Source organism: Paenibacillus chartarius (assembly GCF_042432825.1).
GTDB lineage: Bacteria > Bacillota > Bacilli > Paenibacillales > NBRC-103111 > Gordoniibacillus > Gordoniibacillus chartarius.
Map to the genome: position 1 here is coordinate 96,394 of NZ_JBHLWN010000067.1, position 26,125 is coordinate 122,518.

The 26,125-nt window shown below is 56.0% G+C and carries 12 protein-coding genes and 1 riboswitch; of the genes, 6 read left to right on the forward strand and 6 right to left on the reverse strand.

Going from position 1 to position 26,125, the window contains the following annotated elements:
* Positions 1–20: 20 nt before the first annotated feature.
* The 6 genes from ACFFK0_RS16370 to ACFFK0_RS16395 all read right to left on the reverse strand — a co-directional run bounded on the left by ACFFK0_RS16370 (position 21) and on the right by ACFFK0_RS16395 (position 19,289).
* A complete protein-coding gene (locus ACFFK0_RS16370) occupies positions 21–6,317 on the reverse strand; it encodes a phosphodiester glycosidase family protein (RefSeq protein ID WP_377471338.1) in 6,297 nt (2,098 codons plus the stop codon).
* A 568-nt stretch (positions 6,318–6,885) separates the two neighbouring features.
* A complete protein-coding gene (locus tag ACFFK0_RS16375) occupies positions 6,886–7,824 on the reverse strand; it encodes an aldo/keto reductase family protein (RefSeq protein ID WP_377471339.1) in 939 nt (312 codons plus the stop codon).
* Positions 7,825–8,472: 648 nt separating this feature from the next.
* Positions 8,473–15,639, reverse strand: coding sequence for an S-layer homology domain-containing protein (locus tag ACFFK0_RS16380; protein ID WP_377471340.1), 7,167 nt, complete (start codon positions 15,637–15,639; stop codon positions 8,473–8,475).
* Positions 15,640–15,655: 16 nt separating this feature from the next.
* Complete coding sequence (locus ACFFK0_RS16385; protein WP_377471341.1) at positions 15,656–16,861, reverse strand: HupE/UreJ family protein; 1,206 nt, start codon at positions 16,859–16,861, stop codon at positions 15,656–15,658.
* 277 nt (positions 16,862–17,138) lie between these two features.
* Entirely contained in the window at positions 17,139–18,431 is a 1,293-nt protein-coding gene (locus ACFFK0_RS16390) for a methyl-accepting chemotaxis protein (protein WP_377471342.1), read from the reverse strand.
* Between the two features lie 3 nt (positions 18,432–18,434).
* Positions 18,435–19,289, reverse strand: a complete 855-nt coding sequence (locus ACFFK0_RS16395) for a hypothetical protein (protein ID WP_377471343.1) — start codon at positions 19,287–19,289, stop codon at positions 18,435–18,437.
* A gap of 92 nt (positions 19,290–19,381) precedes the next feature.
* A riboswitch (cyclic di-GMP riboswitch) is annotated at positions 19,382–19,469 on the reverse strand.
* Positions 19,470–19,673: 204 nt separating this feature from the next.
* On the opposite strand from ACFFK0_RS16395, the gene ACFFK0_RS16400 reads away from it, so the two are divergent.
* From ACFFK0_RS16400 to ACFFK0_RS16425, 6 genes are all read left to right on the forward strand, one after another.
* Entirely contained in the window at positions 19,674–20,174 is a 501-nt protein-coding gene (locus ACFFK0_RS16400; RefSeq protein WP_377471344.1) for an SRPBCC family protein, read from the forward strand.
* Entirely contained in the window at positions 20,171–20,545 is a 375-nt protein-coding gene (locus ACFFK0_RS16405; protein ID WP_377471346.1) for a DoxX family protein, read from the forward strand. Before ACFFK0_RS16400 ends, ACFFK0_RS16405 begins: the two co-directional genes overlap by 4 nt.
* Before the next feature lie 113 nt (positions 20,546–20,658).
* A complete protein-coding gene (locus tag ACFFK0_RS16410; protein WP_377471347.1) occupies positions 20,659–21,645 on the forward strand; it encodes a sugar-binding protein in 987 nt (328 codons plus the stop codon).
* The gene (locus ACFFK0_RS16415; RefSeq protein WP_377471348.1) at positions 21,642–23,093 is read left to right on the forward strand and encodes a sensor histidine kinase; all 1,452 of its coding nucleotides are present in this window, start codon (positions 21,642–21,644) and stop codon (positions 23,091–23,093) included. The genes ACFFK0_RS16410 and ACFFK0_RS16415 overlap by 4 nt, the downstream gene beginning before the upstream one ends.
* Positions 23,068–24,426: an AraC family transcriptional regulator gene (locus ACFFK0_RS16420; RefSeq protein ID WP_377471349.1), complete on the forward strand. Its 1,359-nt coding sequence runs from the start codon at positions 23,068–23,070 to the stop codon at positions 24,424–24,426. Before ACFFK0_RS16415 ends, ACFFK0_RS16420 begins: the two co-directional genes overlap by 26 nt.
* A 218-nt stretch (positions 24,427–24,644) precedes the next feature.
* Positions 24,645–26,090: a sugar porter family MFS transporter gene (locus tag ACFFK0_RS16425; RefSeq protein WP_377471350.1), complete on the forward strand. Its 1,446-nt coding sequence runs from the start codon at positions 24,645–24,647 to the stop codon at positions 26,088–26,090.
* Positions 26,091–26,125 lie beyond the last annotated feature (35 nt).

The window sequence follows — 26,125 nt, forward strand, 5'->3', positions numbered from 1 at the left end:
GCATTTTTCCTCTTGCCGGCTTATTTCGTTTGCCGCTCTATAAGCTGCAGCATATTATACAAGACTTGTGCGCTTTCGGCACGGGTCATGGCTGCCTGCGGTTCATATCGGGTGTCCGAACGTCCTTGGATAAGACCGAGTGAGTACGCGGCTCCTACAGCCTCCTGCGCCCAGGCAGGTGCGTCCTCCATATCGGCGAACGATGTCTGCACCATCACTGCTCCCCCGCTTGCTCTGTCGCCTGCCCCTGCGAATTGCTGCGCTCTCACGATCATGGCCGCCACTTCCTGGCGGGTGATATCGGCTTGCGGAGCAAACGTATCGGCGCTGACGCCGTTCACAATACCAGCCTTCACCGCTTTGGCCACGTCTTGGGCAAACCAGTCCTCCGCGTGTACATCCTTGAACGTAGTTCCGGATTCTTGCTTCAAGCCGAGAATACGTACGAGCAGAGCGGTAAACTCGGCCCGCGTTACGTTCCGCGTCAATGCATATTCGCGTTCGTTAATGCCCTGCACCAAATGCTTCGCTGCGAGCACTTGAATCTCGTCAGCTGCCCAATGGCCTGCCGGCACGTCGGCAAAAGACTTCGAATACTTGAGCACCGCATATTGGCTGAAATGGGTCACCGATGCAACCAAAGTACCGTTTACCCATTTGCCGCCGACGTATTCCAGCTCTCCGGAATCGCTAATGTAATATACACCGGCTAACCGTCGATCCGCTGTCGGTTGGGCGTTAAATGTCAACGTAATCGGCTCGCTAAAGCTCGTCAGCTTGCCGGTCTTGCCATCCTTCGTCTTTACTTCCAAATGGAAGTCCAGAACATCTCCGACCGTTTCGATCGTCGCGCCATTTTGCTGCCCCGCCGTGTGTAAAGCCTGTTCTACTGTACGGCTTGCGACCGGCGCCACACCGAACGATATCGTGCTGTCCTTGCGTTGGTCGGCAGGTACGAGCTCCAACAGCTTGCTTAGAATCGAGCTTGGAATCTCTACTGCCACCTGCTCGGATTTTACCGTGATTGATGGCTTGTCCTGCAGCAGCTCCAGCACCGTTCCCGGCAGCTCCAGCTGCCGCTTGTCACCTTGCAGTTCCAGAGCCCCGCCCGCTTTCAGCTGCTCCTCGAGCTTGGTTTGAGGTTGCTGCGGCGGATTTGCACTCGGCACCGGTGTCTGCGGCGAATCCGATGAATCCGATGAATCATCGCTGCGCTCCGTCACTTTCACCGTGACAGCTGACGACTTCCCTCCATAATAAGCGGTAATTGTCGCTTCACCTGCCCGAAGCGCCTTGATCAGGCCGTCCGTATTCACGCTTACGATTGCATTGTCGCTGCTCGTATATACAATTCCATCCGTAATGTGCCGGCTGCTGTCATCGGCATATACGGCGGTGAGCACTGTTTGGCTTGAATCGCCGACCTTCATATGTTTGTCGCCTACCGACAATCGAAGCTCTACAACCGGATTCGTCACCGTCAGCATATAGCTGTCTCTCAGCTCACCGTAAGTCGCGCTGATGACCGTCTGCCCGGCGGATTTGGCTATGACGGTTCCGTCAGCTTGAATCTCCGCTACTTCGGTCCGCTCGCTGGCGTACATCACTCCACTGGTTACTGGAATCCATCGGCCGTTATAGACAATCTCCGTCACCGTGACTTCGGATGCCCCGACCGTAAGCTCGCTGCTGCCGCTGATTCGGATCGCTTGAGCACTGTCCAGCACCCTGACCAAGCTGTCCGCATATACGCCTTCAATCACACTGGATGCACGTACGACCGCCGAGCCTACGCCTATCGCCTTCACCAGCCCATCGTTAGTAACCTCAACGACACTAGGCGCCGTCGAGCTGTACACCGACCATGTCACCGAGCGGTCCGCCGCATCTGCCGGAAGAACCGTTGCTTCGAGCTGTACCGATCCACCTAATGGTAACTGTACCTCCGGCTTATTCAATACGACCGACTCCGCTTGTTTCTTACTCAACGTAAACCGGTCAACCTCGCGGCCCGCGACTGTCTTCGTAACGACCGTCATTTCATTGCCGACGGTCTCTACCGCTACATACATCTGTGTTTGCTCGCCGTCGTAGAACTGCGTCCAAGGCTTCGGCACCAGATCGTAGAACTTCGGCCCCGTCGAGCCTGCAACCACATAGGCCGTACCCTCGCCGGCTGCCGCCTGCTGATTGCCCTTCATATAGTTCCGCAGGTAGATGTGATCATGTCCGCTCAGTACAAGGTCGACTTGGAATTCATCGAACACCGGCGTCCAGCTGGAGCGAGTTTCCACCGTGTCATAAATACTGCCGTAAGGACCACGATGGAACAATACGATTTTCCACTTCTGCTTCGTTGCGGCGAGGTCTTGACGAAGCCATTCCTTCTGCTCCGCATACTGATACTCGCTGTTCAGCACGACAATATGCGCGTCCTTATAATCGAATGAAAAATGAGTTCCCCGGAGCGTATCCAAACCGTTCCCCGGCTGATTGAAATGCTGTGCGAAATCGCTGATGCCCTTCGTGCCGGTTACCTCATGGTTGCCGAGAACGGACACGAATGTTGTGTTCATAAGCTGCTGCTTCACTTTATCGAAGAACAAATTCCACTGTGCTTCCAGATGTCCGGAGTCGACCATGTCGCCCGCATGAGCCAGGAAATCCGCATCCGGGTGTTCATTGACAGCCTTCGTTAGCGTTGCGCCCCATTTGTCAAAGCCTGCACTGTCGGCCGCTTGGGAATCGCCAAAGAACAAAAATTTCAGGTGATCGCCGCTCTCCGGCGCGGTGCTGAACGATCCTTGTCCGCTCACATTGCCGCTGCCGTCCCCGACACGATATACATACGTCGTGCCCGGCTCCAACTCGCTCACCAAAGCTTTGTGAACGCGAACCGTACCGATATCGTACGTGACGAACAGCGAGCTGCCGCCGGCCACTTTCTTTACGTCCGGCTGGTCGAATCCGGTAAATCCGTCCAGCTTCGCCAGTTCTACTACCGTAGACTCTACGCTCGGATGCGTATGCCAGGTGAAGCCCCGCTCGGTCTTCGGATCGGTCCCCATACTTACATTGACATTATATGGGGTCGTCGTTCCGAACAGCTTCGACACCGTCAGCGTCTTCACCTGACTATACACCGAATCCTTAACGGCCTGAACCTTATAGGTTTTCAGTGCAGCGGTCAAGTCCGTCAAGGTGAGCTTGCCTGCGGCATCAGCCGTGCCGCGCTCTACGCCGTCGACGAGCAGCTTCGCATCGGATGCCGCCGCCCCCGCCGCATCCGTAATCGTAAACGGAGTAGGAAGTCCCTGAACGACGCCTAGCTCGTCCCAGCTCACATCCAGCCCATATTGGATGTCCGCTTCGAGCGGCAGCCCGAAGAACGGCCAAGTCCGATCCGGCGATGACGCAAGCTTGATCGAACCGGACTGGAACTGAATGGTATGCTTGCCCTCCGCATCCGGCTTCATGCGGTACCGAATGCTGCCGAGCAGATCGGCGTCAGTCAGGGCTAGGCCGCTCAGTCCGCTGAACGTGACCTGCGCCGTGCCGGCTGCCGAGTCGACCACTGCCTGCGCCTGACCGCCGCCCAGCTTGCCGCCGGGAACGAACTGCAGCGCCTCCACCTTCGTCGGGTCAAACTGGAACTTCAGCTCCCCGCCGAGAATCATACTCACGTTGCTTCCCTTAATCTCCACCGCATACGTTCCGCCTGCGAACGTCACTGACGGTGCACTGTACTGAAACTTAGCCGAACCTGTATCGACATTGAATGTCCATTCCTTCTCCGTCCGGTTGCCTGACAAGTCCCGCACTTGAAGCTTCGCTTTATGCAGGCCGTCCACCAGCGGCACATCAACCTTGTGCGCGATGCGTCCTTCCGGCGGGTACAACGTGTGCGTGACAGGATTGTTGTCGATGAACATGGCGATTTTGGCCGGATCGATCAGCGTCGTTCCCGGATGCTGCGTGCGATCGTAGCCGGCATCTTCGGCGATCGCCCGGATATTCGGCACATTGGTCTTAATGGTAGCCCCTTCGGCCGGCTCGACATTTTTAATGATCGGCGGTTCGATATCGTCAGTCGACGGGCCGTACAAGGCTCGGATATTGTCCACATAGATGGCGCCGGCTTTCTTCACCTTAGCGGCCGTAGCCATAAGGCGAACCGGCATGTCCAGCCTCAGATCGGGCTTCAGTCCGGCAGGAACATCCGCCTCGACGTACTTCCAGCCCTTCCAATTTACCCCCGTTACTTCATCGGTAAAATTGATCGGCGTACCGCTCGCACTGCCTTTGTCCGCGCGCAATTGCGCCCGAAGCCAATACCCGCTGCCGTCTCCGTATACCCACATGCCGATTTTTTTCGGATAACCGGGGATTTTGATGTAGTTATCTGCCCCCGCAATGGACTGCAAATACACACCCGAAGTGCTCGGCTTTCCTATAAAATCGTACTCCAGCTTCAGCGCCTTGCTGCCGAAACGAACGTACTCGTCTTCATACGTGATGCTCGATACCGCTTTATTGTAGCTGGCGCCGGCCGTCTTCAAATATTTGCTCAAATCCCCTTCAAAGTCTTCCAGCATCGCCGGCGGGGTGCCGACATTCACAGTCATCGAAGTCTCTATACTGCCGTATGTAACGAAAATTTTACCGCTCTTGCCGCTCTCGTTCGTCGCTGTAAAGACGCCGTCCGTATCAACCGTGCCGATATCGCCTTCCACCCGCCACTGCAGCAGCCGGTTTTCTGCGACGATCTGTTGACCGCTGCGAAGCGCCTGCACCTTCAGCGGAATAGACGCGCCGGTGTCGACGGCTCTCTCGACATCCGGGAACTTAAGCTCCGTAAGCTCCGTCACGATCTCCACGCTTCCGGTACCCGTCAGCCCGTTCGCCGATACCTGGATTTCGGCCGTGCCGGCCTTTGCTCCCGCCGTGAATACTCCTTGGTCATTGATGGTCCCGTATTCCGGATCGACATTCCAGCTTGGCGTTCCCGGCATAGCCGCCGGATGGCCGGTTCCGTCCACCGCCTCCGTCTCCAAATCAAGCTTGGCTCCGGCCAGCACCCGCTCTGTCCGGGGCTGTACGACCAGCTTGGCCGCCGCGCCTTCCGGCGCCTTGTTCACGAGCAGCAGCGAATTGCCGGTTTGCCGTTCGCCTCCGTCGGAAGGGGTGTTCAATAGTTTGAAGCTTGCTTCTCCCGGCAATCGGGCAATAAACGTAGAGGAACCGCCGCCGTCGAGATTGATGGCGTTTATGACACCCATGCTTTTCATGATGTCGCCAAGCTCCGACGTTTCCACGCCTTCGCTGAACCCCGGCTGGCGGCCGTCGATTTCGATCATCACGACCGTACCGTCGGCCTTTGTGCCGATGGCGGTCCGAGGGTGTACGCCGGCCGGCGGAACGCTGTTCAGCACAACGCCATCCTTCATCAGCAGGTAACCGCTCATCGCCACTTTAATATTTTCATAGCCTGCAGGGAACGCGAAGCTGGCCGTAATTTCATCGCCTGCCTTCAGTCCCGCGAGTATCGGTCTTGCCGTCCCGCTCGCCGAAAGCACCACCTTGCCTGCTGCGAGAGGCGTATTGCCCGCATCCTTGCGAACTTCGGCTACCTTCAGCTTCAACGTCTGACCATGCTTGACTTCACCTTCCAGTACATCCAGTACGACTTCGTCGCCGAACTCATTCGTCTTCGTCGAATCGGCATAGTCGAACGTGTACAGAACGAGCTGATTCGCGGCACGGTACCGGTTAATGTGGGTAATGTCGCTCGTCACACCGCCGATCGTCACCGTCCGGGTTAGCTTCGGATTCGGCACATACCTTGTCGTTCCATCATAGTCCATAAGGAATACGCCATAATTCGAGTCGGGCGTATTGAGAATTTTGCCATCGCCCATGAACAGTCCGCCCGGCACACCGGTTCCGTATCCCGTCAAATCGTAGAAATCGCCGTTCACCCCGGCAATGACGCGCTGTCCGGGCTTGTCGTAATACTTCGCCATCTCCGTTACGCCCTGCATCCCGTACACTTTGCCGCCCTTGGTGCCGGCAATCAGCTCCAGGCTCGGATTCTTCGGATCAAATTCTACAGTGTGGACCTTCTCGAATCCTCTCGGTACCCGCATGCTGTACCAGTTATAATAAGTGTCCGGAGCAATCTCCAGCCGTCTTGTGTCCAGCAGCTGCGCAGCCGCAGGATCCGCTTCCGCCGCTTGCGCCGGCTGTATCGGTACCAGCATGGTAACAACCATGCATAAGCCGAGCAGCAAGCTGAGCAATCGTTGGGCTTGTCTCATTGATAAACCTTCCTCCTTGTTCGGGATCATAGTTGTAGCGGTTTCTGTCGATTGTTGAAATTTTATTTCAAAATCGATTTAACTGTATAAATTGTAGTTTCAAATTGTTTTGTAAGCGTTTGTGCAATATTAATTTTTGATAAATTTTGTCCGGCGGAACGAAAAATGTCGGTTGCTGCCAAGCAGCCGGTCTGACATTCTGTCGAAAACCTCAACATCTTAAGTGAGGAGAACATGCATGCGGAATATGTTTCAATCCTTGTCGGTCAGAGGGAAGTCGGAGCAATTGGTGTGGATTTAATTCAAAACTCGAACGTATCAGGGGAAATGGGAACGGTCTGCGTGAATTTTCATTCAACTCTAACTAAATTGGGGAAAAGTGGGGTCGATCGTATCCCCTCCACGTAACGCAGTATGCCCACTTATTATTCTTGCAGAATTCCCTTGATCGTGAACAAAGTCCCCCGGAATAACGTTAACCGCCGAAGCTTTTTTTGCGATTAAATGGGGGCATCCACAAAATAAAAACGCCGGGGATGACCCGGCGTCATGACAAAGTTATTTTACATTAACCTAAAATGCTCTCGATCCGCTCCAGCACGTCAGCCGGCAGCACGATACCGGAGGCTTTGGCGTTCTCCTCCACTTGCTCCGGACGGCTTGCACCGACAAGCGCGCTCGCTACATTCGGCTGACGCAGAATCCAGGCAAGGGCTAGCTGAGCAACCGTAATGTCCAGTTCTCCTGCAATGGCGGCCAGACTCGTCACCTTCTCGATTTTGTCCGGAGTAATGCCCTTGCGCATGCCTTCGAGCTTCGCCGCGCGGCTGTCCTCCGGGAAATCGGAGGCCGATTTGTATTTGCCGCTGAGCAGACCCTGCGCGAGCGGAGAGAACACGACTTGTCCGATGCCTTTGGATTCGCCAAGCGGGATGACGTCCTTCTCGATATAACGGTTGAACATATTGTACACGGGCTGGTTGACGACAATGCGGTCGAGCAAGTACTTATCCGCAACTGCCAGCGCCTCGGCCATCTGAACGGCCGTCCACTCGCTTACGCCTACGTATAGGATTTTGCCTTGGCGCACAAGATCGTCAATCGTCCGCAGCGTCTCCTCGATCGGCGTTTCCGGGTCGAACCGGTGGCAATAGTAAATATCGACATAATCGGTGCCGAGGCGCTTGAGGCTGGCGTGGCACTGCTCCATTACATGCTTGCGCGATAAGCCGCGGTCGTTGGGCCCGTCACCCATTGGCCAAAATACTTTAGTAGCCAGTACATAGGATTCGCGGGGATATTCCTTGAGCGCTTCTCCGACGACTTTCTCCGCCGCGCCGCGCTCGTACACATTCGCCGTATCGAAGAAATTGATGCCCAGCTCGTACGCTTTATGAATCGATTTCACAGCGTTGTCCTGCTCGACGTAGCCGCCGTAAGTCAGCCAGCTGCCGAGACTGATCTCGCTGACCTTCAGTCCGGTTTTGCCAAGTTTGCGATATTGCATGGGATACTGCCTCCTCTATCGATATTAGGCTAATTGCAACATCCCCATTATAAAATCTATTGCTAAAAGATGTAAGGAGTTACAAATAGCTTATCTAGTTACGAAGAGGTAAGTGTAGGGAGGTGCAGGTCAGATTTGCACATGGGAGTGCTTGCAAGGTGATGGCAAGATGATGCTGCCTATGACGGTGACGAGGTGCGGTGGCAGTAGCGGGCTCGGTTGGGGGTGTGGGTTCGGTTGGGGGTGTGGGTTCGGTTGGGGGTGCGGGTTCGGTTGGGGGTGTGGGTTCGGTTGGGGGTGTGGGTTCGGTTGGGGGTGTGGGTTCGGTTGGGGGTGCATTTGCGGTGGCGAGTTGCAGGCTAGAGTGTAAGCGGATTTTCTCCATATAATTTCGGCTAATTCCTCCGTTTTGGAAAAATAAGCGGAAAACCTCCCTATAATATTTCGGATTTACAAGAATTCGGCTCAAATCGGGAAGTTTAGATGGAGCTTTTCCGCTTAGATCGGTAGAATCGGGTATTCCAGCTGAATTTAGATGGAGGTTTTCCGTCTAGATTTTTCATATTACGGGCTTACAGGAAATCATACAAAAACTCCCGCTCCTGCAGCATGGAGCTTGGAGCTGCAAGAACGGGAGCATGTACAAATTTATTCGTTGATAAACTGCGCAACCTTCAGCATACGCTTCAGCATGACTGCCGTTTGGGCGCGCGTTGCTTGCTCGGACGGTACGAATTGGCCGCCCTCCATACCTTCGATGATGCTCGCCTGCACAGCCTGTGCGACAGCCGACTGTGCCCAGCTGCTGATCGCACTGCGGTCCTTGAAGGCTTCAAGCAGCTTCAAGTCCGCGCCGCTTTCCGCTTTTCCTGCAAATGCCAGCGCGCGCGAGATCATAACGGCCATTTGTTCCCGGGTGATACGTGTATCCGGTCGGAAGCTGCCGTCTTCGAAGCCTTGTACGAGCCCAGCATTGGCAGCCGCGCCGACGGAGCCGGCAAACCAATCGCTGCCGTTTACATCTTGGAACCGTGCCGCGCCTGCGTTCTCGGTCAAGCCGAGCGCGCGGGTTACCATAGCGGCGAACTCCGCACGGGTAATTCCCTGATCCGGAGCAAAGCTTTGCCCGCTAACGCCCTTCAAGATCAGCTTGGATGCCATCAGCTCAATATCCGACTTAGCCCAATGCTGGCTTACATCGGCAAACGTCTTCTCCGTCTGTGCGACGGTGTAAATACTGTTGCCGTTCCGCATCATCGTCACGATCGTCTTGCCGTCAACGACTTGGAACGTTGCCGGTACGAAGAACATCTCTCCTGTGGCCGGATCGTATAGAACAGCCGTCGTTCTCGCCGGGTCTACCGATTGGCCGACTTCAATCGTACGGGATACGTAAATGGAGCCGAACTCCTTCACTTCCTGCGATTTGCCGCCCGCCTCGACCGATACGCTGAATTCAACCGGTGTGCCGAGCAGCGTCAGGCCGGATTGTTTTGCCTTATCGCCGATTGTTCGGGCTTCGCTGCCTTGTACCTTTTCCATCTGCACGATGATCTGCATGTCGTGCGCCTCGGCCCCAAGCGAGCCTGCCAGCGAGTGTATATCCAGCGCGTTCAGAGGGAGATTGTAGCTGACTCCGCCGCTCCGAATGGACACAATCGTGTCAGGGGCCTTCTGCACCGCATTAACCAGAGCCGCTGCCGGCAGTGCCGCCAATACTTTGGACGCATCGGCTGTATTGCTCTGAATGACCAGTATGTGACCGTTCCGTCCTGCTGCGGCCAGTGCCTCCGTCAACGCTTCGGCACTCACTTCCAGCTTCGTAACGATACTGCCGTCCGGAAGCGCTTCTTTGGTTTCGTTTGCCTTCACCGGTGTTCCGTTTCCGTTCGGCTTCGGATTTGGCGCTGGTTTATTACCGGTCGTCGGTGGTGTTTGCGGCTGATCGGATTCCGGCTGCGGATCTCCCTCTGAATATTCCTGGTTCGTATAGATCTTCAACTCCGGCCCGTTCGCCGACCAGTTGCCGGCCGCATCTCCGGCTTCGACCTTGAAAGCGTACATAGTGTTCGGGCTTAGCCCAATCACCTCATAGGTCGTACCCGTTACCGTAGCTATAACGACACCATTTTGAAGCACGTTGTACTTCGTCACGCCGACGTTATCCGTTGCTCCGGTCCAGTTCAGCCTCAGCGAGCTCGTTTCCACCTCCAATGCCGTCAAGCTGCCGTCCGTCCATACCGGCGCAGCCACATCCGACTCTACAACGACAGCGGTTATCACCGTCAACTCCGGCCCGTTTGCCGACCAGTTGCCGGCCGCATCCCCGGCTACAACCTTGAACGCGAACATAGTGTTCGGGCTTAACCCGCTCACCTCATACGTCGTACCCGTTACCGTAGCTATAACGACACCATTTTGAAGCACGTTGTACTTCGTCACGCCGACGTTATCCGTTGCTCCGGTCCAGTTCAGCCTCAGCGAGCTCGTTCCGACCTCCGATGCCGTCAAGCTGCCGTCCGTCCATACCGGCGCAGCCACATCCGGCAAAGTCCCGCCGTCTCCCGTCGTAAACTGCCAAATGCTCGACATGCTTCTGCCCGTGTATACGTCCTCCGCAACGGTATACCAGCCGTACGTCGAACGCGTGCCCAGCCCGTTCCACGATACCGACGCTTGCTGGCCTGCAGCTACGTGCTCCTGGACTCCGATACGCTGATCGGTATACACGTTCACGCCCATATAGTCGGTAGCGACCCGCTTCGTCTTCGGCTTCAGATCAACATCCAGCGAGAACTCGTCCTTGCCCGGGGACTCCGCCGGATCGTAGAAGTTGTAATCGTCCAAGTAAGGCGAGTATGTCTTCACATGCATTTTGTTGTTCGCAATATCGAATTGCAGCAGACGAATGTAACCTTGTCCGCCTTCCGGTCCGCCCTGATAGTCGGCCAGCATCTGATACACCTTACGGTCATTCACGCCGTCGCCGTTGTCATCCATCTCGTCAACCAACAGCTCGGCATCGTGATAGTGACCGGACAGCACGGCGAACACATTCTTGTTCGGCTTCACGACTTCCTCGAAAATTTTATCCGCAATCGGCGCCCGGTTGCCCGACACCAGCAAGAACTCGTGGAAGTTCAGAACGGCCTTCCGATCCGGATGCTCGGAGAGCACCTTGTTCATCCATTCGATATCGGAATCGCGGATCCCCCAGCCCATGTAGATGAATATAAAATCATTGCCATCCGACGACACCAAATCGTAATGCCCGCGGTTGTTGTCGATCGATCCGCCCCAAGTCGGCTGATTCTTGAACCGGTCTTCCCCGAAATACTTCCAATACTGGTCGTACGCGCCGGCCTTGCCCGCTACGTCGTGGTTGCCCGCCAGTACACCGTAAGGAATGCCGGCGTTCTCCAGCACCTTCATATCAGCGTCGGCCCGCTCCCACTGAATCGGCTTATCGGCCTCGTCGACAATGTCGCCCGTGTGCGCCACATATTTAATTTTCTTGGCTTCTTTATTCTCGGCAATCCAGTTCACAATCTTTTCGTAAATGTGCGGGTAGCTCTCGGAATAATACTGCGTATCCGACATCCAGACGAACGAAAAATCGTAGTTATCCTCCGTGACCGGCAGCTCGTCCTGTACCATAACCTGCAGCATGCGGCCTTCCGCATAGTCACCCGCTTGAATCCAGGCGCTCAGCTCGAAGTCTTCCGTACCCGCTACGTGGGAGTCGACCGGCTTCCACTGCTGCAGCGACGGACTCCATACGTACATGCTCACCTTACGGCCTTCCAGCGAATTGCCCTTCCAGCTCAGCTCAACGGCGTCGGTCGCCTTGACCGTCTCGTCCAGCTTGACCTGGAAGCGATGATAAGGGAATTGCGTGACCGCATCATCAATCAAGTACTTCCCGTCCGCCGCACGAACCTTGTCGTAATCCTCAGCGGCAAACGCCGTTTCCCCGGCCGGCACCTTCATTCTCGGAGGCTCGACGTCAACGGCATTCCGGTAGCCGCTGAACGAGCTTCCCGCCGATGCCGCATCATGCGTGAACCCTTGGTAGAACGATACATTCAAGTTATCGCCGGTCGGATCGGCCACCTTGACCGTGAGCACTGCAGAGGTGCTCACTCCCGTTTGGCCGGCAAGCGGCGCGACGAGCTCCGGCTTCAGCGGATTTTCATCCGGAACTTGGAACGGCACTACTTTGCTTGCCGCATTCCCGACTTTGTCTACCGCGCTGATCCGCAGTGTATGCGATCCAGGCGCAAGCTTCGACGACGCCGTCGCATAAGGCAGCGTAATCGGGTCCTCATCCAGCCAAGCTTCCACTTTCTCCACGCCTGCCAGCGCATCGCTCACATCTGCAGCAATGGTGAAGGCACCGCGGTACAGCTTGCCTTCTTCAATCGAAGGCACAACGGCTGGGGCCGTATTATCCACCTGAATGCGGGCTGTCTTCGTTCCGTGTACGGCATGGCTGACCGATACCGTATGTTCGCCGTCAGCCGCCGAACGCGTATCCCATGCATAAGCCTTGGAAGCCAGCTTCTCTTCCGGGATCATAAAGTTGAAGTCGATGAACGGGTTCTTGCCTGCACTGTCCCCCATCCGGATCACAGCTTCCCGGTCGGTATATCTGGCATCGTACAGCTCCGTGCCGTCTGACAGAACGAGACGAACGTTTCTGATGTCGAAATCGTCTTTATTTTCCTCCTCGCGGTTGTCGAAAGGAGACGCCTTCGTTCCCGCCCGGATGGAGATCACATTGCTGCCGCTCTTCAAACGGTCCACCTGGATCGGCACCGTCAGCGTAATGTAATCGTTAATCGTATCGTCGAAGATTTGCAAAATCTCCTCGCCCATCGTGACGCCATTCTTGAAGTAGTAGTTCACCCCGGTCACGTCGAAGGCAAAATACGCATCCTTCTCAACCGCCGCATATACGCCGTCCGTCGTTTGGCTGCCGTCAATGGACAGCTGCAGCTCGGACACAGGCGCATGCTCCGAAGTACCTTTCAAAATGCGGGTTCCGGACAAAATCTCGCCATCCGCGACATTCAGGCGCAGCTCCGAACGGTCCGGCCCTCCGGTCACGTTGATGCGGTACGTTTCGGTTGTAAGCTCATTCCTGCCGTCGCTGATCACAAAATAATAATCCACATGCGCCCGCCCGATCAGCTCCGGCGCGTACACTTTGTAGTGGTAATACGTGTCGGCAAAGCTTTCCGCCAAATATCGCTTCGTATACTCGCTTTGCAAATTCGTCTTGTAATAGAGCGCTACCGACTTCACACCGTTCGCATCCAGCGCCTCGCCGATGATCTCCAGATTTTGCGACTGGTCGATCGCCGTCACGTCGGTCAAATTGTTGAACGTCGGCTCGATCGAATCCGCCGGGAGCGTGACCGGAACGATCGGCACCTGCTGCGGCTCGACCCGCCCCGGCGTCGCGGCCAAGAGCCCGGCGCTATACTTGATCATCTTCGTGTCGCCGGTAGGCGCATATTTGTAGAAAATGCCCTTGTTCGCTACCGTCTCCGCATCCGTGTCATAGTATGCGGCCGACAGCTCTTTCCGGGTATTCGTAGCGATCACGATGCCGCGGTCGCCGCCGTTGGCCATGCCGCCGCTGTACATTTTGAAGATGTTCTCATTCTCGACAAGGCTGGTGCCATACAACGCGTTAAAATCGGCCACCGTCTTCGCCGTATTCTGCGCGTTAATAATCCAGAATACAGCCGTCTGACGGGAAGGGATCAGCATATCCTCGCGGTCCGTCGGCCAGACGACATCCGCATCGGGACCCGAGCTGGTGTACCGGTACTGGATCTTGTAATCCTTCAGATTGATCGTCTCGGTTGTATTGTTGTAAATCTCGATAAACTCGTAGCCGTCCGCACTGCCGACATTCGTCGAATCCGGAACGAGCTCGGTGATAAGCAGCGGCGGGAGTTTGGAGAAGTCGACGGCCCCCGTCGAAATCTGCACGATGTACTCGGCCGTCTTGACCGTATCCTGATCGTCCTGCGCCTGGACATAGTACTGAAGCTCCGTCTCGGTTAACGCCGACTTCGCAATCGTCCCCGAATACGTGTTGTCCGGCCCGGCTGTCATCACGACCGGCTGGAACGAAGATGCACTCGGAACTTTATAATAAACCGCTGCCGCTACCGGGCCGTTGTCCGGATCGGTAATACGGGCCGTGACGACCAGATCGTTGTCGATGCTGCCCTTAGTCACCGGCGTATGCTCGATGACCGGCAGCTTATTCAGCGGCTTGGCAGGCTGCGCCGGCAGCAAGTCCGGTTCGACGGTTCCCGGCGTCGCCGCAATGGTGCCCGCCCCGGCTTGCATCGCCATCTGATTCGAGCCGTCCGTCGGGTACCGGTAGAAAATGCCCTTGTTCGCTACAGTCTGATTATCGTTGTCATAATACGCCTCGGCGATTTCTTTACCGGCTTTGGAGGCGATCACGATTTTGCGTTTGCCGCCGTTCGCCATGCCGCCCCCGCCGTCAATGCGGAACAGGTTGACGTTCTCGACAAGAGACGTTCCATAGATCGAATTAAAGCTCGCTGCAGTTGAGTCGGCATTACTGCCGTTCATGATCCAGAATACGAGCGGCTTCATCGGCTCAAGAACCGCTTGAGACGGAAGCTCCCATACGCCGTCCGGCGTATCGCTGTTCGTGTACCGGTACAGCAGCCGGTAGTCGCTCAGTGCGATCGGCTTCGTCGTATTGTTGTAAATTTCGACGAATTCATAACCGTCTCCGGATCCGACATTCGTCGTATCGGGCACAAGCTCCGTAATCAGCATCGCAGGCACCTTGGTAAAATCAAACGTCGCCCCATTCACCGCAACCGTATACGTATCGGTCGTTACCGTGTGAGCGGCATCTTTAGCCTGAATGTAGTACTGAAGCTCCGGCTCGGTCAGCACTTCCTTGGCGATGAGCGCCGAGTACGTCGATCCGGTTACACTGCTCATCGGCAGCGCCGTAAAGCTTGACTGCGACGTCTTCTTGTAATAGACACTCGCACTAACGGAGTCCTCTGCATCCGTAATCGACGCCGAGATCGTCAGATCCGTACCGGCACTCGCCTCCGTCACCGGCGTATGGGCAATGACCGGAGGCTCATTCGCCGGCGGGTCCGGTAAAATGACACGTTCGGCCGGTATCTGAGCAAGGTCCAGCGAGCCCGGAGTCGGAGCCGACTTGATCGCATGCTTCGCCATGTCGACGCCGCTCGCAGGCAGCTTGAAATGAACGCCCAAGCCCTCTGCGATTTCCGTCGCTGCATAGCCGGACTTGGCAATTTCAACACCGGCTTTACTCTTGATGACGACAGCACGGGCCGCCGTATTGGAAAACCCGTTGAAGCCCGCCACATCCGTCACCTGGCTGGCCGTCAAGCTAACGCCGTATTTCGCGTTGAAGGCCGCCAAATCGTTTTTCGGTGAAGCATTGTTATACCAAAACACCATCACCTGCTGCGGCGCCAGCATCGTGTTGTCGGCAAACGTGAACGGTACGTCCGGCGTCGTCGCCGGATTCGGATACCGGTACAGGAACGTATAATCGTTAAGACGGAGCGTCTGATTGGAATTGTTGTATACCTCGAAAAACTCGAAGCTGTCCGTTCCGACGACATCGGGGTGAATCTCCGTCACGAACAGCTCCGGCGCCGATTGGCCCGCATCCGCCGCAGCGGTAGTACCGATTGGAACAATTGCACTGAACAGCATGCACCATAATGTAACGATAGAAATCCATTTGTTGCTCGTTCGACTCCTCATGCCACATCTCCCTCTGTTAGAAAATCACTCGTTCGACTAGCCAATACAATCCCATCGCACCGATGATTCCGGATGCTGCATAGGTCCACGCCGGACGCATCGTGATGCGGCGCAGTCCGAGCAGGATCGGAATAGCAACGAGCAGCACGGCAATCTGCCCCAGCTCGACGCCAAGATTGAAGGAGAACAGCGGCAGCGCAATGCCGCCCGCCATCGTCCCGTGAAGAATTTCCGCAAACCCGAAGCCATGCACCATTCCGAATGCCGCCGTTACGCCAAGCTGGCGATTTCCTGCCGGTTCCTTGACGATCCACCGCTCAACGGCAATATAGATAATGCTCAGCGCAATGAGCGGCTCGACGAGAACGGGCGACATCGAGGCCAGATTCAGCGCAGACAGCACCAGCGTGATGCTGTGCCCGACTGTAAACGCCGTCACCAGCTTCAAGGTAGGCCACCCGATTGCGCCTGCGGCGAGCAGCAGACCGACAACGAAGAGCATATGGTCCGGTCCCGACCATATATGCTTCATGCCCATGACTGCATACTCGCGGAAGATCACGGTCCATGGAGCGTCCGCAGCAGCGGCCGGCGTCGGGCCGGACGACGCTTCGGCTGCTTGTCCGGCTCCGGCTCCGGTGCCTGAAGATGCTGCAGCGCCGCCTTTGACGCCCTCGATTTGAATAATGTTGTTGCTGCTGTTGATCACTTGGACGATCGTCTGCTCGCCGATCCGAATCGTCGCGAAGCTGCGATGATCCGCATTGGTTCCGTCGTACATGTTGTACTGCACCATGTAGCGCTGTACAGGGACACTGAAAGCGTAGCGAATGTCCAGCTCGATCATCGTCATCTTCGCCTTCTCGGCGTGCATCGCAGCAGCCAGCTCTCCGTCGGCCACCTTCCCGTTCCCGGTCACGACCAGCCGATCGTTAACCAGCTCGTTCAGCGGCTCAGCCGCTCCCTTCAGCTCTTGCTCGGACAGCTTGCCGTCTCCGTTCCTATCAATGATTGGAAGGGCTTCCAATAATTCCTTCTCCAGCAGGTAAAGTTTGTATTGCAGCGACTTCTCCCCTACCGTCAAGTCGGAATATCCCGTCGAGCTGAAATGAGCGGAGGCCGTTCCCCCGGCGGCCAGCATCATGCAAAGGATAGCCAGTACCGCAGCCGCATGCCGCAAACCGCCCAGCCTCCTCGGTCCTTGTCTTGCTATATAGGTCATCCTCCCTCGACTGCACAAAAAAAGAAGCGTATGAGCTCAAAGTCTTAAACAACCGCTATCGATCGGTTCATTAAGGGCTCCAAGTGATCTCATCGCTTCCTCGCTGTACATAAGATGTATGTGAATATCGATAATTGTAGTCGACTCATGTAAACAGATGATTAATTCAGGTTTAATAAATTGTAAATCTGACGTGAAGCCTGATGAAACCGCTCGAATTAACAAGAAAACCGCCAAGCAGCCTCTATAGAAGGCACTTGGCGGACAAATCGGCCGTTTACACCGTATACTGATGAATCACTTCGCGCAGCTCCTGCGCGACTTTGCTGAGTTCGTCGGCGGAAGCGGCAATCTCCTGCATCGAGGCGAGCTGCTGCTGAGACGACGATGATACCTGTTCGGCGTTGTCCGCGGACACCCGGGAAATGCCGACCATCTCGCTGATGGAAGCCGTAACCTGCTCCGTACCGGCGGACATTTGCTCCGCAGCCGCCGACACCTCCTGAATCTGCTCGGTGACCTGCTGAACGGCGGCAACAATTTCCTGGAAAATAGCGCCTGTCTCCTCGATGACCCGCTTGCCCAGCTCGGCCTCTTGAACACCGGTGTGCATCTTCGCGGCGGCCCCGACGGTCTTGACTTGAATATCGTTGATCAGCCCGGTAATTTGACCCGCGGCCGTCTTCGTCTGCTCGGCCAGCTTCTTCACTTCGGAAGCGACGACGGCGAAGCCCGCTCCATGCTCGCCGGCACGCGCCGCTTCGATCGATGCGTTCAGAGCGAGCAAGTTCGTCTGTACCGCGATCTCCGAAATTACGCTGCTGATCGAGCCGATCTCTTCCGAGCGGGAGCTGAGCAGCTCAATGACTGCAGCAGACTCGCCGACACTCGCATGAATTTTCGTCATTTGACCGATCGCCTGTTGAATCGAAGCATTCCCGCTGCGGGCCCGGCTCTCCGCGCCCTGGGCCGCTTCGGCGACTGTGGAAGCATTCTCGGCGATACGCTGAACGCCTTGAGCCATCTCCTCCATCGCCACCGCTGCTTCCTGCGCCCCCTGAAATTGTGCGCTTACGCCGGCAGCCATTACCCCGATCGCATCGCTGATTTGGGTGCTGGCCGCAGCCGAAGTATGGGCATTCCGCGTCAGCAGCCCGGCGGATACTGCCACTTGCTCGGACACTTGCTTGCCGGTTAATATCGTCGAACGGAACGTATCGGCCATCAAATTAAACGAGGAGGCTACGACGGCCAGCTCGTCCTTCGTCTTCAGCTCGACGCGGGATAAAAGGTTGCCTTGCGCAATTTGGGTCGCAGAAGCTTCCAGCGTGTGTACGGCGCGTTTGACCGATAAATAGAACGAGATAAACAAGTAGGTCACGGCAAGCAGCACCAGACTCACGACGGCGATCAGCAGATACATCGTCGAGTTGCCCTGGTCGATTCGGCGATGCAGAATCTCCTGAAGCAGCTCAAGCTCCGTCTCGAAATGCTTGAAGGTCTGCTCGACCGGCTTGTTCAGCGTGTCAAACACCTCTTTCGGCATCGCTTTGATCGGATTCGCCGTCACAACTTAACTGTTCACGTACTCGATCAGATGATCAAGCTCCGCCGAATTCGCCGTGTAAGCTTCCTGCAGCTTGGCACCGATATCGCTATGTACTTGAGCCGCCGTATCCAGGTCGGACTTAATCGTTTCCTGCGTCGTCTTGATCTGATCCAGAAGCGTCGTTAACGTACGGATTTCCGCCGCCGTCGGCGTCTTCGCCGCCGCGTATGCTACGGCCAGCGCTCTGGCGCGTCCCGCGCGGTCCAGCAGCAGCGGCATCTGTTTCACGGAGGCATCCATCAAATAATAGCTGCCCAGTTCTCCGTCCAGCACAAGGCCCGACGTGTTGGTAATATGCGTCATCAACGAACGCGTATCCGTAATGACCGATGCGTGCTGATCGATGCTTTCTTGGGACGTCAGCGCCGTACCTTTGGCCTTCAGGTCGCTCCATTTTTTCTTCACCGCATTCCATTTGTCGGTTGTTTGAATTTGTTTCCCAATCTCGCCGTCAAGCTTGTCGATTGCAGCTGCCGCGCTGTCGGCTTTCGCTTCAGCCTGAACGAGGGTTTCTTTCAGCGAGCTGTCCCCCAACACGACAGCACTTACCGATGCGCGTCGCGTATCGACCGCATAGTAGAAATCGTTAAGCTTCTGCACGTATTCGACACCGGTCGTTTCTTCCTGGATATGCTTTACTTCGCTCGCTCTATCGGAGTATTGCAAATAAGACAATACGATCAGCGGAATCGCGAACAGCAAGCCGATCATCAGAAACTTATTGACATATTTCAATCGATTCATAACCGCTTCACCCGGAGCGAACAGAGAGACAAGCTTGGACGTTGTGCTGCGTGCATGTGTGTGTTGTTGTGACATCCTGTAATTCCCTCCACATTTTCAACTGTTGTCCTAAAGACGACAAAGAGGACCCGAATTTTCGGGTCCCCTTCCGCGGGAGCACAGAAACATTCGGCAGCTGGCTGGCATGGGAACTTACTCCCGGAAGCCCCTCTAGCTTTGCGGCCTGCATTTTCATGCAGTGTGCCTTTGTCGTTATAGTTCCATTAACAATTTCTTAACAACATTATACCCGGAGAACTAGGTATTTGGTAGTAGTTTTTATCGAAATTGCAGTTATTATATTATTTCTTGCATGGTGAATGCTGATAATCAAATCGCTTATTATATACCTTGACAGGAATATTCCCCATAGGATATATTTGTAACAGATGAACCAATACCCGTAAGGAGGAATTCGTTATGATGCAAGGCCCGGCTATGAACAACACTTTCACCCATGTTGAAGGACGTGTATTGACAGTTCAACGCAGCTTCCCCGCTCCCCGCGAACTCGTGTACGAAGCTTGGACCGACCCGAAGCATCTGCCCCACTGGTGGGGGCCGGAAGGCTTCACTCTCACCGTTCAGGACATCGACGTAAGGCCAGGCGGCGTATGGCGCTATGTCATGCACGGCCCAGACGGAACGGACTATGATAACATCATCCGCTATATCGACGTCGACCCGCCTCAGCTGCTGCTTTACACTCACGGCGATCCTGAAGTGGAGGAACGCTTCCGCGTCACCGTCACTTTTGACGACATCGACGATAACACAGAGCTTACCATGCGCATGCAATTCATTTCCGCCTTGGAACTGGAAACCGCGGTGCGGCAATACGGGGCGATCGAAGGCGCCTCATCGACGCTCGGACGGCTGGCGATCATATTGGAGCGCATGCAGGGAGGTGTTCGGGCATGAGCAAGCTGCGGATCTGGTATTGGATTTTTACAGGCTTGACGATCTTGTTGATGGGTGTCGGAGCGATACCGAATCTTCTGTCCAACCCTGACTCCGTCGCTCTCTTCGCCTCTCTCGGCTATCCCGCCTACCTGTCGCCGTTCCTGGGCGCCGCCAAGCTGCTCGGCGTCATTGCGATCGTCGTACCCGGCTTTACGCGGGTGAAGGAATGGGCGTATGCAGGTTTGACTTTCGATTTGGCGGGGGCGTTCTTCTCGGTGCTGGCGGTTACCGGGTTGAAGCCCGACGCGCTCGTATTCATCATCGGGTTTGCCGTGATAGCCGGGTCTTATCGATATCATCATAAGCTGCTGAAAGCGCGGGCGGTTTGAACGCATCAGGCAGTCCGGGATGCGAACGCATCACGGGCTGCCTTTGCTTTGTGTCCTCGAGCCTATTTTGTATAATGAACCTGTTATATTCCGTCGTTCAAAGGAGCCATCGCATGTCGAATCGGATTTGGAGCGCCGCCGTCGTCATCCTGTTCGGGGGATTTACCATACTGCTGCTGCTGTTCTTCTTCACTACCCAGCGCATTCAAGGCTATGTGAAGCCGCTGATCACCCCCTCCAAGGAGCAGACGAACGGCAAGCAAATTGTACTGATCGCCCAAGAGCTCAACAATCCTTACTGGAAATCGATTGAGCAGGGAGCCCGCGACGCCGCGAGCCGGTTCGGCATGGAGCTTCATTATACCGGCCCGTACCGGATCAACCCGCAGGAGCAGATGAGGCTTCTGGAGAAGGCGATCGCCGCCAAAGCGGACGGGGTTCTGGTGCAAGGTCTGGGGGATGAAGGCTACCGAAGCTTAATCGATAAAGCCGTCCAAGCCGGAATTCCGGTCATCGCTGTAGATACGGACGAACCGGATAGCAGCCGACTCTCGTACGTCGGGACCGACAACATGGAAGCGGGGATGAAAATGGGTGAGCTTGTCGTAAAGACGTCGGGCGGTGCGGGAACGATCGGGGTCTTGATTGGCAGCGAGCGCGCTCCGAACCAGCAGCTTCGCCTGCAGGGCTTGCGCCGGGCTTTGGCCCAATTTCCCAACCTGACGGTCGCCCATGTGAGGTCGTCCAATATTTCGCGTCTGCAGGCGGCGGGGCAAGCGGAGGAGCTGCTTCAGCTGAAGCCGCGAATTACCGAGATGGTCGGCTTTAGCGCGCTGGATGGCCCGGGCATCAAGGAGGCCGCCGAGCGCCTCCGCCCGAACGGGCTTCATATCTATGCTTTCGACACGACGGAGGAAACGTTGAGCGGCCTCAGCGAGTGCAAAATCACCGCGGCTGTCGTGCAGCGGCCCGTCGAGATGGGCTATCGGGCGGTTACCTTGTTAAATGAGCACTACCTGGGCAATCCGGTACCGCAGCAGCTGTTCACTCCCGTATCGGTGATGAACGGCTGTTCGGCTGCGAAGGGGGCAGGCCAATGACGATCCGCACCAAGCTGCTGCTGTTTATCCCCCTGCTCGTGCTGCTGTCCAATTCGGTTTCCTTTTTCCTGTTCCAAAGCGGCCAGGGAATTCGGGAAAGCTACGACGTCATGATGAGCCGGCTGCTGTTGTACAACCAAACCGTTCATACGGTGGAAGGCACCTTGGAAACGCTGAACAGCTATCTTGTGAATCCGGACACGACTCGTCTCCGGCAAGTCGAATCGGCGCTCGCAGCCTTATCACAGCAGCAATCCAAGGTGGCCGAGCTGTACGACGGAAGCCGGCAAAGGCCGGCCCTTGTGGAATACGTCCGTATGATGGAAACGATCCGGGAGCAGGGTAACGCCTCCGTGCAGGCGTCAGGTCTCAGCCGGCAGCGGGAAGCGCTGGCGAGCTATGAGGATGCGGAACGAACCGGCGGCTTCATCCAGGAGCAGGAGCAGCACCTCGTCGATGTGGAGCTGGCCTCATACGAACCGGTGTACCAGCTTATTCAGCACGAAGCGCATCGAATGGACCGGCTGGCAGCGGCCGTATTCGTCGTCAACACGCTGCTTGGCCTTGCGCTCGCGGTGTGGATCTCGCGAAGCGTAACCGTTCCCGTCTCTCACCTGGTCGGCGTTGCCGCGCAGATCGCCAAAGGCAATTTGAACGTGGAGCCCGAATCCGGAACAAGCAAAGACGAACTGGGCATATTAGCTAGAGCGTTTCGGCATATGCTCTCCGATCTGAAGACTTTCATCGACAAAGACAAGGAGCTGCTTGAGAAGGACAAGCTGGTCAAGGAGCTGGAGCTCAAAACGCTGCAAAGCCAAATCAATCCCCACTTCCTGTTCAATTCCTTGAATGTGCTGTCCAAGCTGGCGCTTCTTGAAGGCGCGCTGAAGACAAGCGATCTGATCGTCTCGATGTCGAGGCTGTTCCGCTACAATTTAAGAAAACTGGATAAGCCGGTCACCTTGCGCGACGAGCTGAACCATGTCCAGACGTACATCGCCATCCAGCAGACTCGATTCGTCGACCAGGTTCATGTCGAGATCAGCGCGGATGAGTCTGCGCTCGGCCTCCCGATGCCCGCTCTTACTTTACAGCCTTTGGTCGAGAATGCCTATGTGCACGGTATCTCCGGGATGGAAAGAGATGCGCACATTCGTCTGGATATCGCCCGCGAGCCGGAGCACGTAACGATTACGATAACGGATAACGGACAAGGCATGGACGAGGAAACCCGCCAATCGCTGCTGCGGCTGGAAGAAGTGTCGGCCAAGAAAGAGTCTTCGGGCATCGGTACTCGCAATGTTTTTAAACGAATGGAGCTCTTCTACGGATGCCCGCAGCCCGTAACGATAGAGAGTGAACCCGGAAAAGGAACGAAAATCACGATTCGGGTACCTTGGAGAAAGGAGGACTTGGGAGACTATGTTCCGATTGATGATCGCCGATGACGAGCGGTTAGAACGGGAAGGACTGGAATGGATTATTACCCATATGATGCCGGACACCTTCCGGCTGCTGCACGCCTCAAGCGGCCGGATGGCGATCGAGCTTGCCGACGAGCACCGTCCGCACATCATTATTATGGACATTCAAATGCCGGGCATTCACGGGCTGGAGGCGATCCGCGAAATCAAACAGCGGCTGCCGGAAGCGAAATTCGTGCTCGTGTCGGCATATGATGATTTTGCCTATGCCCAAGAAGCGATATCCCTGGGAGTCAAAGCGTATATTGTGAAGCCGGCGGGCCGTGAGCAAATCGTGAGCACTTTGCAGCAGCTTATCGACGAGCTGGAGCAGGAGAAGCGGAAGCGCCGCGAAGAGCTGGAGCTCCGGGACCGCCTCTCCCAGCTGTCCCCGCTCGCGGAGAACGAGCTGGCCTTCATGCTGATGACCGATCAAATCCGGGAAGCGGATCGCGATCAGCTGTCGGAATGGCTGGAATTCCCGTTGGATTACGGCTGTGCGCTCGTGGTCGCTTTTCCCGAGTCCATGGAGGCTATAGAAGCCTTGAACAAGCAAAAAATTTATGACCGCATCAAAAGCTATGCCCGCACCGGACCGCTGCCGTCCATCGTCAGCCCGTTCCTCGACCGCCACGCGGCTATCTTCGTAAGAAAGCCGTCCGGCATGAACGGCGAGCAGTGGCAAGAGGAACTTAAGCGGTACGCGGAGAAGCTGGCGGGAACGATGAAAAGACAGCTGGACAATACGGCCTTTATCGGCGTCGGCTCCAGCCATAGCGAGGCGGAAGGGCTTCGCCGCTCGTACTTTGAAGCGGTCTTTGCATCAACCTGCTACGGGCCGGACCGAACGATCTGCTACTTCGACGAGCTCAGGAACGGGACAAGCCCCCTTCCTGTGTTAACGGACCAAAGGAACGGCAGCTTCGACGACCGCGCCCGGCAAACGTATGTGATGGCCGCTCTAGAGCGAATACGGGACGAGCGGGAAAAGCAGACGGTCACCGTTCTCGACAAGGCGGTGCAATATATCAAGGAACGATATACCGAGGAGCTGTCCCTTGAGGAGGTAGCGGGCTTCGTTCATCTGCACCCCCACTATTTCAGCAAAGTGTTCAAGCAGCAGGTCGGCGAAACGTTCATCGACTATTTGACCGGACTGCGGATCGAGAAAGCGAAGCAGCTGATGAACACCTCCATGAGCCTGAAGGAAGTGTGCTTTGAAGTCGGGTATAAAGACCCCAATTATTTCAGCCGCGTCTTCAAGAAGGTAACCGGCGTCAGCCCGTCCGAATACCGGGTTCGCGAACATTCGGAATAACGTCCATGTCCTGCCGGGGACATGGACTTTTTTATTTTGGCCAAGTGAATATTGTGCTAGCTTCGGGCGCTGCAGCCCCAGAGGATGCGGGAACCTGAATGAAATGCGGCAAGATCGCACGGAAGTGAAGACGAATGTTCGGCCGTATTCGGCCGCCCGGTGCTATACTTATCAACGATTTAGAGAAAAACACGGTTTACGGAAGGAGAACGTGACGCATGGCTACCCCAATGAATAAAAGCAGCAGCGGACAGACGAACATGACATTTGTCACGCTGGTTTCCATGATCGCCGCGATTGGCGGCTTGCTGTTCGGCTTCGATACGGCTGTCGTATCCGGCGCCATCGGTTTTATGAAAACCCGGTTCGTCTTAAACGAGTTGGAGGTCGGCTGGGCCGTCTCCAGCTTGATCATCGGATGTATTGCCGGCGCGGCGTTTGCCGGGGCGGCAAGCGACCGGTTCGGAAGAAAGAAGGTGCTGCTCGCCGCGGCGGCGCTCTTCATCATCGGCTCGCTCGGTTCCGCCATTCCGGCAACCTTCAGCGGTTACATCATTGCGCGGATGATCGGCGGTATCGGTATCGGCATTACTTCAACCTTGTGTCCGCTCTATAATGCCGAGATTTCGCCGGCCCGCTACCGCGGCCGTCTCGTAGCGCTGAATCAGTTCGCAACGGTCACAGGGATTTTCCTTGTTTATTTCGTCAACTCCGGTATTGCCGGCTACGGCGACGATGCCTGGGATATCGCCTCGGCTTGGCGCTGGATGTTCGGCGTCGGCATCATTCCGGGCTTGCTGTTCCTGATCCTCCTTCTCCTCGTTCCGGAGAGCCCGAGATGGCTCATTAAGAAAGGCCGCGCCGCAGAAGCACTGCCGATTCTGGTGAAGATTCACGGCGAAGAGCTGGCCCGGCAAGAAGTATTGGACATCAAGGAATCGTTCAACCAGGACGGCGGGTCCTTCCGTCAGCTGTTTGCTCCCCGCATGCGAATCGCGCTGCTGGTGGGGGTCGTCTTGGCGGTTCTCCAGCAAGTAACCGGAATTAATGCGGTCATGTATTACGCTCCGGAAATTTTCAGACAGACGGGCGCCGGTACGAATGCCGCGCTGGTGCAGACGATTCTGGTAGGCTTAATCAATTTCTTGTTCACCATCCTGGCGGTATGGCTGATCGATAAGGTCGGACGGAAAGCGCTGCTTCTGGTCGGCTCTGCGGCCATGACGATCTGTCTCGCGGTCATCGGCATTGCGTTTCATTCCGGCCATACCTCGGGTCCGCTCGTATTGATCTTCATTTTGCTGTACGTCGCGGCCTTTGCGATTTCGCTCGGACCTGTCGTCTGGGTTATGCTTTCGGAAATGTTCCCGAACCGCGTCCGCGCCAAAGCGACGGCAATCGCTTCGACGGCTCTATGGGTAGCCGATTACCTCGTCTCCCAGTCGTTCCCGCCATTGCTCTCGTCCGCCGGTCCGGCCGTTACGTTCTGGCTGTTCGGCTTCATGTCGCTGTTTACGTTCCTGTTTTCATGGCGTGCCGTGCCGGAGACGAAAGGGAAATCGCTGGAGGACATTGAGTCGATCTGGGAGCGGCGAAGCGGAGCCGCATCCGAGGGAGCTCAGACCCGAAATGCCGCAGCTGTACCCGATACGTCGGCGGTTTGATAGGAATGCAAAAAGACTGCCCGCACTTGCTGCGG

Bases quoted from the DNA above. Each gene is read 5' to 3' on its own strand.
- ACFFK0_RS16400 (WP_377471344.1), top strand. From the start codon at position 19,674: ATGATGCAAGGCCCGGCTATGAACAACACTTTCACCCATGTTGAAGGA.
- ACFFK0_RS16415 (WP_377471348.1), top strand. From the start codon at position 21,642: ATGACGATCCGCACCAAGCTGCTGCTGTTTATCCCCCTGCTCGTGCTG.
- ACFFK0_RS16405 (WP_377471346.1), top strand. From the start codon at position 20,171: ATGAGCAAGCTGCGGATCTGGTATTGGATTTTTACAGGCTTGACGATC.
- ACFFK0_RS16410 (WP_377471347.1), top strand. From the start codon at position 20,659: ATGTCGAATCGGATTTGGAGCGCCGCCGTCGTCATCCTGTTCGGGGGA.
- ACFFK0_RS16425 (WP_377471350.1), top strand. From the start codon at position 24,645: ATGGCTACCCCAATGAATAAAAGCAGCAGCGGACAGACGAACATGACA.
- ACFFK0_RS16380 (WP_377471340.1), bottom strand. From the start codon at position 15,639: ATGAGGAGTCGAACGAGCAACAAATGGATTTCTATCGTTACATTATGG.
- ACFFK0_RS16395 (WP_377471343.1), bottom strand. From the start codon at position 19,289: ATGTCACAACAACACACACATGCACGCAGCACAACGTCCAAGCTTGTC.
- ACFFK0_RS16370 (WP_377471338.1), bottom strand. From the start codon at position 6,317: ATGAGACAAGCCCAACGATTGCTCAGCTTGCTGCTCGGCTTATGCATG.
- ACFFK0_RS16385 (WP_377471341.1), bottom strand. From the start codon at position 16,861: ATGACCTATATAGCAAGACAAGGACCGAGGAGGCTGGGCGGTTTGCGG.
- ACFFK0_RS16375 (WP_377471339.1), bottom strand. From the start codon at position 7,824: ATGCAATATCGCAAACTTGGCAAAACCGGACTGAAGGTCAGCGAGATC.
- ACFFK0_RS16420 (WP_377471349.1), top strand. From the start codon at position 23,068: ATGTTCCGATTGATGATCGCCGATGACGAGCGGTTAGAACGGGAAGGA.